Annotated in this window: 7 protein-coding genes and 1 pseudogene; 3 read left to right on the forward strand and 5 right to left on the reverse strand. The window is 74.6% G+C overall.

The features are described 5' to 3' along the window. Positions 1-9 precede the first annotated feature (9 nt). The 4 genes from ACFPIH_RS53175 to ACFPIH_RS53190 form a co-directional block, all read right to left on the reverse strand. Positions 10-2190, reverse strand: a complete 2181-nt coding sequence (locus ACFPIH_RS53175; RefSeq protein ID WP_381168894.1) for a bifunctional serine/threonine-protein kinase/ABC transporter substrate-binding protein — start codon at positions 2188-2190, stop codon at positions 10-12. Next, on the reverse strand, positions 2183-3010 hold the full coding sequence (locus tag ACFPIH_RS53180; RefSeq protein WP_381168893.1) for a hypothetical protein: 828 nt from the start codon (positions 3008-3010) through the stop codon (positions 2183-2185). The genes ACFPIH_RS53175 and ACFPIH_RS53180 overlap by 8 nt, the downstream gene beginning before the upstream one ends. Positions 3011-3118: 108 nt before the next feature. Continuing rightward, positions 3119-3316 carry a ferredoxin gene (locus ACFPIH_RS53185; RefSeq protein ID WP_381169208.1) on the reverse strand — a complete coding sequence of 66 codons (198 nt, stop codon included), beginning with the start codon at positions 3314-3316 and terminating at the stop codon, positions 3119-3121. Positions 3317-3339: 23 nt separating this feature from the next. Beyond that, positions 3340-4563: a cytochrome P450 gene (locus ACFPIH_RS53190; RefSeq protein WP_381169206.1), complete on the reverse strand. Its 1224-nt coding sequence runs from the start codon at positions 4561-4563 to the stop codon at positions 3340-3342. A 226-nt stretch (positions 4564-4789) separates the two neighbouring features. Here ACFPIH_RS53190 and ACFPIH_RS53195 point away from each other — a divergent pair, with 226 nt between their 5' ends. After that, positions 4790-4918: a hypothetical protein gene (locus tag ACFPIH_RS53195; protein ID WP_381168891.1), complete on the forward strand. Its 129-nt coding sequence runs from the start codon at positions 4790-4792 to the stop codon at positions 4916-4918. A 98-nt stretch (positions 4919-5016) separates the two neighbouring features. Here the strand turns inward: ACFPIH_RS53195 and ACFPIH_RS53200 are convergent, their stop codons facing one another. Continuing rightward, on the reverse strand, positions 5017-5835 hold the full coding sequence (locus ACFPIH_RS53200) for a siderophore-interacting protein (RefSeq protein WP_381168889.1): 819 nt from the start codon (positions 5833-5835) through the stop codon (positions 5017-5019). 55 nt (positions 5836-5890) lie between these two features. Between ACFPIH_RS53200 and ACFPIH_RS53205 the strand changes: the two are divergent. After that, positions 5891-6296: pseudogene (locus ACFPIH_RS53205) on the forward strand (iron chelate uptake ABC transporter family permease subunit); the annotation flags it as partial. A 295-nt stretch (positions 6297-6591) separates the two neighbouring features. Further along, on the forward strand, positions 6592-9051 hold the full coding sequence (locus ACFPIH_RS53210) for a hypothetical protein (RefSeq protein WP_381168887.1): 2460 nt from the start codon (positions 6592-6594) through the stop codon (positions 9049-9051). The last annotated feature ends 556 nt before the right edge of the window (positions 9052-9607 follow it).

Here is a 9607-nt window from a genome sequence, read left to right on the forward strand (position 1 = left end):
GCCGTGCCGTCACGCACCGGCCCGAGCCGCCCGGTTCAGGTCGCCGAGCGATCCCAGCTGCCGGAAGCGCCCGCCGCGCACCACGTGGACGAAGGTGGTGTCCGCCCAGGCCTTCCCGCTGGGGTCGTACTGGTGGAAATCGCCGAACGTGTACGTCCGGACGACGCCCTCGTACTTCGCCTTCGCCAGCCGCCCGGCGAGGGCGGACCGCACCGGCCGTCGGCGGGCCCCCGCCGGGACCGTGCGGGCGAACTCGGCGAGCAGCATCCGCACACTGTCGTACGCCTCCGTCGCGTACGGCTCCGGAGCGGATCCGTAGCGGGCCCGCCACGCCGCGGTGAAGTCCTTGGCCCGTTTTGTCGTCAGTACGGACGGGTCCACGGCCGCCGTGACCACGAACCACCCCTCGCCGGCGGCGCCCGCCCGCGCCGGGAAGTCCGAGCCGTACAGCTGGTGCTGCATCCAGCGCGGCCCGGTGAAGCCGGCCGCGGCCAGCGCCCGGGCCGTGCGGACGGTGGCGTCCAGCGGGCCCAGGTACGCCATCGCCCCGACCTCGGCGGCGAGGAGTTCACGGACCGCCTTCGGACCGTCGCCCGTCCCCGCCGCGACGACGCGGGGGACTACCTCGGCGCCGAGGGCGTCGCGCCAGTCGCGGACCAGCAGGCTGCCCTGGTCCTGCATGGCCGCGCCCCCGTCCTGGTCGATCACGACGCCGGCCCGCACCACCTGTCCGCTCACGAACGCGTGGAGAGCGATCCAGCCGCCGAGCGCGGCGTGGGCGGCGCCGGTCTGGAACGAGACGTTCTTCGACACGACGAAGTAGTCCTGCTGGCCGGTGCTGCTGGACACATGGGTCAGCCCCGCGGCGCCGTAGACGCCCGCTGCCGCCCGCATCGGGACCTCGGCCACCGGTCCCAGCACGGCGACGACGTCCCGGTCGGCGGTGAACGCGCGGGCCACCTCCTGGGCGCTCGCCTCGTCGCCCCGGTCGGCGCGGACCTGCACCGTCAGGTCGTAGGCCCGCTTCGGCGCGGCGTTGTGCTGGGCGACGGCGAGCCGGGCGGCGCGTTCGGAGGCGCGGCTGACGGCGGCGTCGGCCGGGTCCGAGGTCGTGTGCACCCCGAGGACGTACACCGGACGCCCGCCGCTCTTGGACGGCTTCTCGTCGTCCCGCGACGCCCAGACCGCCGCCCCGGTCCCGCCGCCCGCGAGCAGCAGGGCGCCCCCGGCGAGCAGCAGACGACGGCGTGCCGGGTGCCGGGCGGGGGCGTCCGCCTGCTCGTCCACGACGGTGGGCTCGATGTCGGGCAGGGCGAGGCCCTCGGCGGCGCGTGCGGCGACCATCCGGGCGACGGGGTCGGGGAGCCAGTCGCCGGGGGCCGCCACGGCGTCCTCGGCGAGCAGCCGCCGGACCTCGTCGGCGGTGGGCCGCGCGTCGGGCTCCTTGGCCAGACAGCGCTCGACCAGCGTCCGCAACTCGCCTTCCGTGCCGCCGAGTTCCGGCTCGTCGTGGACGGTGCGGTACAACAAGGCATCCGGTGTCCCGGTGCCGAACGGAGGGGTGCCGGTCGACGCGTACGCCAGCACACAGCCCAGCGCGAAGACATCGCTCGCGGGCTCGGCAGGCCTTCCCCGGGCCTGCTCCGGGGCGAGGAAGCCGGGGGTGCCGACCACCATGCCGGACGCGGTGAGCGCCGTGTCGTCGGCGGCGCGCGCGATACCGAAGTCGATCAGCCGCGGCCCGTCCGGAGCGAGCAGGACGTTGCCCGGCTTGACGTCCCGGTGGACGAGCCCCGCCGTGTGAACGGCGTCCAGCGCCTCGGCCAGCCACCCGCCGAGGACGCCCACGGCACGCGCCGGGAGCGGACCGTGCGCGGCGACCGCCTCGGCGACAGACGGCCCGGGGACGAACGCGGTGGCCAGCCACGGCTCACCGGCCTCGGCGTCCGCGTCCAGGACGGGCACCACCCAGGGGCTCTCCACCCGCCGGGCCAGGTCCACCTCCCGAGCGAACCGGGCCCGGAAGTCCTCGTCACCGGCGCTCTCCCCGCGGATCACCTTGACCGCCGCGAGCGCCCCCGATTCGGTGCGCCCGAGATAGACGACGCCCATGCCTCCCGCGCCGAGCCGCCGCAGCAGCCGGAACCCCGCGATACGGGACGGGTCGGACGACCGCAGCGGTTCACTCACCGGAGGCCCCCTTCATCTCGGTGGCCTTGCCCCGGCGGTCGATCTCGGCGGCGACGAGGCTCACTCCCTGGGCCGTGTCGGTGGTGACGGTGTCGTCCTCCTCCTCGCTGCGGCCCGCGCCGTGCCGCGTGGTCGCGGCGACTGTGACCGGCCCGACCCGGAACTTGAACCAGTCGAAGGGATGCGCCTTCCCCCCTCCGCCGCCGTCGATCCACGCCCCGGTCTCGGTGAGGTCGTCCTCGCCGATCGCGGACCGCCCGTCGGCGAACACGTCGAGCCGGGAGTACAGGTCGCGTACCTGGTCCGTGGCGTTCAGTTGCTGCTCGGGGCAGCGCAGCGCCGACTCCAGCGCCCCGGCCATGTCACGCCGCGCCGCCAGCGCGTTCTCGTGCACGGTGACGGTCAGCGACACGTACACCGGCCCCTTGCCGCCCCGCTCCGGCAGCTCGAACGCCCGGGTGAGGCTGGCCAGTACGGTGTCCGGCAGGGCCTCGCGCCGCCACAGACAGTCCGTACCGAGTACGGCCCACTCGGCCGGGTCGCTCTCGAAGGGGACGCGTTTGCGGTAGCCGGTGCCGAAGTAGTCGGGGCGCACGTCGAGTTCACGCACGAAGGCGACGGCCTCGGCCCGGGTGTCCGGCGCCCGGTCCTCCGCGAGCGTGTACGGCTCGGCGACCGGCGACGGCGAGGCGGTGGGTGAGGCGCCGGCGCTCTTCCCAGGGGTCTTCTTCGCCTCGGGCTCGCTGTCCGGTCCGTCCGTGCACCCCGCCATCAGCAGCGCCCCCGCCGCGACGGCCAGGGCTGGTCTCCACCCGGCCATGAATCCTCCCGACCGTACGCCGACACCCCTCGTACGCAGTGTGGCGCACGGGACGGGATTTGGTGGGCAACTGTCCTTACGGAAAAGAGCAGTTATGGATTCGTTGGGTCAGCCGGCGCCGAGTGCGATCGCGGCGGCCGGGCAGACCGCCGCCGCGTCCCGGACGGCGGTGTGGTGGTCCTCGGCGGGGGTGGGGTCGAGCAGGACGACGATGCCGTCCTCGTCCCGCTGGTCGAAGACCTCCGGCGCGGTCAGGACGCAGTTCCCGGCGCCGCAGCACCTGTCCTGGTCCACGGTGACCTTCATGGCCGGTCCCTTCTCGGAGCGGTTCACCATCGGACGGGCACCTCCCGCAGCCCGCCCACGGTGAGGCCCTCGACCTTCCGCAACTCCTCGACCGGTACGGCCAGTTCGAGGCCCGGCAGGGTGCGCAGCAGGACTTCCAGGGTGACCTGGAGTTCGGTGCGGGCGAGGGACTGGCCGAGGCAGGAGTGGGCGCCCGCACCGAAGGCGAGATGGGGGTTGGGGCTGCGGGTGAGGTCCAGCTCGTCGGGGTCGGCGAAGGCCCGCTCGTCGCGGTTGGCGGCGGACAGACCGCAGAACACGGTGGTGCCGCCCGGGACTACGGTGCCGTCGACCTCGAAGTCCTCGGTCAGATAACGCCGTACGCCGTAGCCGCCGAGGTTGGCGTCGGTGCGCAGCACCTCGTCGACGGCGGTGCGCACCAGGGCGGGGTCGGCGAGCAGCCGCTCCCAGCGGCGGCGGTCCGCCAGCAGCGTGGCGACCATCTTGCCGATCATGTTGGCGGTGGTCTCGTGCCCGGCGACGAGCAACGCCATACCGGTGTCGCGGAGTTCGGGATCGGTGAGCCCTCCCTCGCCCTCCTCGCGGCTCTCCTCGATCAGCGTGCTGATGATGTCCTCGCCGGGTTCGGCGCGTTTGGCCGAGACCAGTTCCGCCATGTAGGTGAGGAAGTCGGCGTGGGCCGCGCCGGTCTCTTCCCTGGTGTAGCGGTCGACGTTGAGGAAGGCGTCGGACCAGTAGGAGAAGCGGTCGCGGTCCTCGACGGGGGCGCCGAGGAGGTCGCAGATGACGTAGACCGGGAGCGGGAAGCCGAGGGCCGCCTTGAGGTCGGCGGGCGGGCCGCCGGCGACCATGGCGGCGACGAGGGTCTCGGCGGTGCGGGTCATCCCGGGGCGCAGGGCCGTGACGCGTTTGGCGGTGAAGTACCGGCCCACGTGCCGCCGCCACCGCTGGTGGCCCTCGCCCTTGGTGGGGAGGGAGAGCGAGGAGCTGTTGCTGGTCGAGACGCCGCCGGCGTCGTCGGGGGCGATCCGGGCGCTGTCGTCCTCCGGGGTGGGGCGGGCGAAGCGGGGATCGGAGAGGAGTGCTCTGACGTGGTCGTAACGGGTGAGCAGGGTGCCGGTGTCGCCGCTGGGGAGTTCGACGGTGGCCACCGGGCACCGGGCGCGCAGGTTTGCCCACTCCGGCGGCGGGTCCAGCGGACCGTCGGTGGGCAGAGGCAGGCGGACGACGGGGTCGTTCTGGCTCATCTGGCCGTTCTGGCTCATCTGACCTCTCCGTGAAGGGGGGACTGAATCGGAGGGGATTAAATCGGAGGGTTTATTTCAACGTAGTGCTGGGCCGTTCCGTCCTCAAGGGACTCCTGGAGGTGTGGCCTGAACCGGCCGTTTCGCTGCGCAGGCTTTCGCCGCCCGGCCTCGACGACCCGGTCGGGGATCCGTGCCGGCCTGCGGGACGAGCAGGTGAGCGCGACGCGTGAGGCGCTGCTGGTCACCCAGTGACCCGGCGCTGTACGCGGTCACGGCCGAGGAGTTCGAGGCGGCCACCGGTCTGATCGATGCCGTCGTCGCCGTTGGGCAGGCGCCCGTCACCCGTGAGGACTGACCGCAGGCCGCCCTGGGTCGGAGGTCGCCCCGGGCCGGCGGCCGGTGCTGGTCGTGTGACCGCCGCCGGGGGGACGCTCCGGTGCCGGTGCCGGTGCCTCAGGCCGCCGGTGCCGGCTCGTGGCGCCAGAAGCCCGAGAAGGTGATGCGGTTCTTCGACAGGCCGGTCCGGTGCAGATGCCTGCGCCCCTCGGTGGCGAGGTGGGACTCGCCGACGACGAAGGCGTAGCCCGCCGCGTCCGCCCGGGCGAGCCGGCGGAGTTCGGCGAGCGCGGCGGTGCCGGGCACCGCCTTGCTGTCTTCCCGGACGACCCAGGTGATCGACATGCCGGCCGGTGCGTCGAGCGGGCGCCGGTCGGCGGCGGTGGGTACTTCCTGGATGAGCCGGCCCACGGCGCGGCGAGGCAGGGAGCGCAGGATGCCCATGGTGGCGGGCAGTCCGGTCTCGTCGGCGACGACGATGACCTCGGAGGCGTCCCGGGGGCAGTCGAACAGCAGGCCTTGGTCCAGCACGGCGAGCGCGTCGCCGGGGCGGGCGGCGCAGGCCCAGATCGCCGCCCTGCCCTCGATCTCACCCGTGGGGCCGCGGTGGACGACGAAGTCGATGTCCATCTCCGCCGCCTCGGGACGGAAGCCGGCCACCGTGTAGTTGGCGCAGTGCGGGCGCTCCTCCTCCGGAATGGCCAGGTAGGGCTGCCACCACCGGGAACCGGTGAACTCCGGCAGTCGCAGGCTGCTTTGGTGGGGGAGCTGGAGGAAGAGCCGGAACCAGTGGTCGTAGCCCAGCCAGGGGAACTCGGCGAGGTCCGTCCCGGTGACGGTCACCCGGTGCATGGAGGGGGACACCCGCTCCGTGCGGACGACGTGGGCACGGAACATCCTGGGTTGCTGCGGCATGAGCCGGTCGATCTTCGCCATGCAGTTAGGTTAGCCTAGCCTTACTGTATGGGGCGCGACCGCGGTGACGACCGCGCCCGTCGCGGCGGCACTCGCCCTGGGCGTCCTCGTCGCCGTCGCCCGGCGCACCGAACTCGACCTGGTCTCGCTTCGACGACGACACCCCGAGACTGCTCGGCCTGCGGCCCGCCACCGCCCGGCTCGGGCTGCTGGTCGTCGGCGTCCTGCTGAGCGCCAACGCGGTGGCCGCCGCGGGCACCATCGGCTTCGTCGGCCTGGTCGCCCCGCACGCGGCCCGCGCACTGGTCGGCCGCCGACACGTCCGGGTCGTCCCGGTCGCGGTCCTCCTGGGCGCCGCCCTCGTCTGCACCGCCGACCTCCTCGGCCGCACCGTGATCGCCCCGGCCCAACTCGGTGCCGGCCTGATGACCGCGGCCATCGGCACGCCGTACTTCCTCTGCCTGCTCATCCGCACCCGACGCCAGCGAACCCACGGGCCACACCCGCCCTGCCGTGCCCGGAGCCGCGATCCGCCGATCTCCCCGGTGCCGGTCTGCAGCGGCACGGACCGCGTATCTCCCGTCGTCCGCGCACACGCCGATCAGCATCTGCCCGAGTTCCGGGTCAGGCTCGGCTTGGTCGGCGGTTCCTCGAACTGGGGGGCGATACCCTTCCGTTGAGCGAGATCACTCTCGTCACACCCTCACCACCAGAGAACGGCATGCACGCGACCTCCAGCAACTGCAGAAGGAATCAGGAAGAGGAGGAGGGCGTCGGATGAGCCGTTTCACCGGGCCCTTCGCCCGGCGCCGTGGCGGCGGCGGCCGGACGCCGTCGCCCGCGGAACGGGACCAGGTGGAGAGCACCGGGCGGGCCCCCGCGACCCGGGTGCTCGTCGAGGACCACGACGGTCTCCTCCTGCTGCGACGGGCCACCGACGACACCCTGCACCCGGCCGACGTCGCCGATCTCTCGCGCACCCTGCGCCCGCACGACGGCACGGTCACCGTCGTCGTGGGCGCCGAGGGCGACACCCCCGGAGCCCTGTGGCCGCGCCTCGGTGAACTGCTCGACTCCCTGCGGGAGGACGGCATCCGCTCGTTACGGCTGGTGATGGCCGGGGCCGGCCGGGACACCGCCGGCCGGCCCGCCTTCGCCCGGCGGCTGGCCGAGGAACGGGGCCTGGAGGTCGAGGCCCCCGACGGACCGGTGCTGGTGGTCCCCGGCGGATCGTTGTTCGTCCCGCCCGGCGACGGCGGCTGGTGGCGGTTCGCCCCCGGCCGGGCCCCCGCACTCCTCGGGCCGCGCACCCCCGCCCCGGTCTGGCAGCCCGCGCTGCGCGGGATACCGGCCGCCGCCGTGGCCGGCTGCGTCGTGCACCAGATCCCGGCCGGACTGCTGATCCGCCCGGTCGAGGCCACCGCACCCGACGGCGGCGACCTCTTCCACGCCGTACCGGTCGACCCCCGGCGCCCCGCGGTGATCGTCGGCGTGCCCTGGGGCGAGGACGTCTCGGCGGACGACGTCGTCCGCCTGCTCAAGGCGCTGCCCGACGAACTGCGCGGACGCGTACGGCTGGCCCCCGGCGGCCGGCGCGACCTGCTGCCGCTCGCCCGGTCGCTGGCGTCCGCCCTCGACGCGGAGATCGAGGTCACCACCGGCCTTCCGCTGTTCGCCGCCGAGGGCCCGCTGGGCGAGCACGGCGTCCGGTCGGTGCTGGCCGGACCGGACGGTACGCCGCGCTGGGTGCCGTTCGTGGACGCGGTGCTGTGCGTTCCGGCACGGGACGCGGAGCACCCCGCCCCGCCCCGGCTGCTGCGCTGGTTCCCGCCGCTGCGGGACTTCCACGACGCGGCGGACGGCGAGGTGGCGCTCTCCGAGGAGTGGCGGGCCGGAGTCACCCGGGCCGGACTGTGGGTGGGACCGAACGACGACGGCCCCGTCCCGCTCGCCGCACGAGCCGTGAGCGGTGAGGGCCCGGTCGTCGAGGTGGGCCGCCCCGGGGAACGCCTCACCCCGTCCCTGTGGCCCCTGCTGGCCCGCGTCCTCACCGGCCTCTCGGCGGATCTCCGGAGCCGCGCCACGCTCCAGGTCCACGCGACCCCGCCGGACGGCGGTCGCGCCCTGCGGGCACTCGCCGCCGAGCAGGGTCTGAGCGTTATCCGGTTCGCCTCCGCGCCGGCACGGGGTTCACGCCCCGCGGCCCCGGGACTCCGCCGCCCCCCGACACCGGCGCTCCGCACGGGCACCGAGCCTGCGGCCTCCCGCCCGAGTCCGCCGACGACCACGACTCCGGCTGCGACCCCGACCCCGGAGCGGGTCACCGCGACACCAGTACCGGCAGCGGCATCGGCCCCCGCGCCCCGTCCGAGGACGTCGCTCGTCTCCGGGACGGCGTCCACCGCGGCCGTCGTCCCGGACGTACCGAACGCATCGGACACCACACCTGAAACACCGGAGGCCGAGCCGACCCAGGTGCCCCCGCGCCCGCTGCCCACCGTGCCGGTCTCGCCACGGCACCGCAGCACCGCGCTGGAGCGCACCTCCTTCCTCAAGCTGGCGGATGGCGTGTGGGGCAGGCACAGCGAGGCGGTGAACCGGGTGCTGGCGGGGATGCCCGCGCTGCGCGGCGGTGAACAGGAGGCGGCACGGGCCGACCTGATCGCCGTACGCATGTATGTGCGGGGCGGCGGAGACGAAGGCGGCCTGGGATACGAGGAGTTGGCGCGGTCGTTGCACGCGGGCGAGGAGCGCCTCGTACCGTATGCCGCCTGTCTGGCGTCCGGGTTGGCGCGGCTGCCCTCCTACCGGGGGGCCGTGCTGCGCGGAGCCGCTGCGGACGCCGGTCACGAGCGGCCGAGCCGGGGCCAACTCCTGCGGGATCCCGCCCCGTTGAGCGGCGTGTCGCTCGACCCGGGCGGTAGGGAGACGATCCCCGGGGTGGCGTACGCGATCTGGTCGATCACGGGACGCCGGGTGCGGCAGGTGCAGGAGGACGAGGGGAACGAGGTCGTCTTCCCGCCCGGCACCGCCTTCCGCGTCCTCGACGTGCGCGACGGTGAGGGCGGCCCGCTGGTGCTGCTGCGCCAACTGCCCGACGCCGGCACGGCCGCGACGGTGTTCGGGGACGCCGACGACACCGCACTCGCCCGTCTCGACCACAGCCTCGCCCACCGCCTCGCCCCGGGCCGGGGCAGCTGGCCGGACCGGTGCGCCGGCCCGGTCGGCCACGGCTGAGACCACCGGCGCCGGCACATCCCGATCGACACATGACGGACCACGACAGGAGCAGCAGGGCCATGTCTCCCCAGCAGAATCCGGACCGGACGACCCCCGCCGTATCCGTGCGGAGAGCGACCGCACTCCCGGCGCCCGCCGACGACCCCGGCCCGTACCTGCCCCCGCCGGCCACGGAACCGGCGCCCGCTACCCGGACCACCGCCCCGGAGCCGGAGACCCGCCCGACGCCCACCTCGACGAACCCCACGACCCCACCGAACCTGCCCACCCCGACGCCGACACCCGCCCCCGCTCCGACGCCCGCCCCGGCTTCGACGGCCGCGTCCGCTTCGATGCCCGCTCCGGCTTCGACGGCCGCGTCCGCTTCGACGCCCGCCCCGGCTTCGACGGCCGCACCCGCTTCGATGCCCGCCCCCGCTTCGATGCCCGCCCCGGCGCCGACGGCCGCACCCGCTCCGACGGCTGCACTGGCTCCGACACCCGCCTCCGCTCCGACACCCGCCTCCGCTCCGACACCCGCCTCCGCTCCGACACCCGCCTCCGCTCCGACACC

The organism is Streptomyces vulcanius, assembly GCF_042653945.1.
Classification (GTDB): domain Bacteria; phylum Actinomycetota; class Actinomycetes; order Streptomycetales; family Streptomycetaceae; genus Streptomyces; species Streptomyces mangrovi.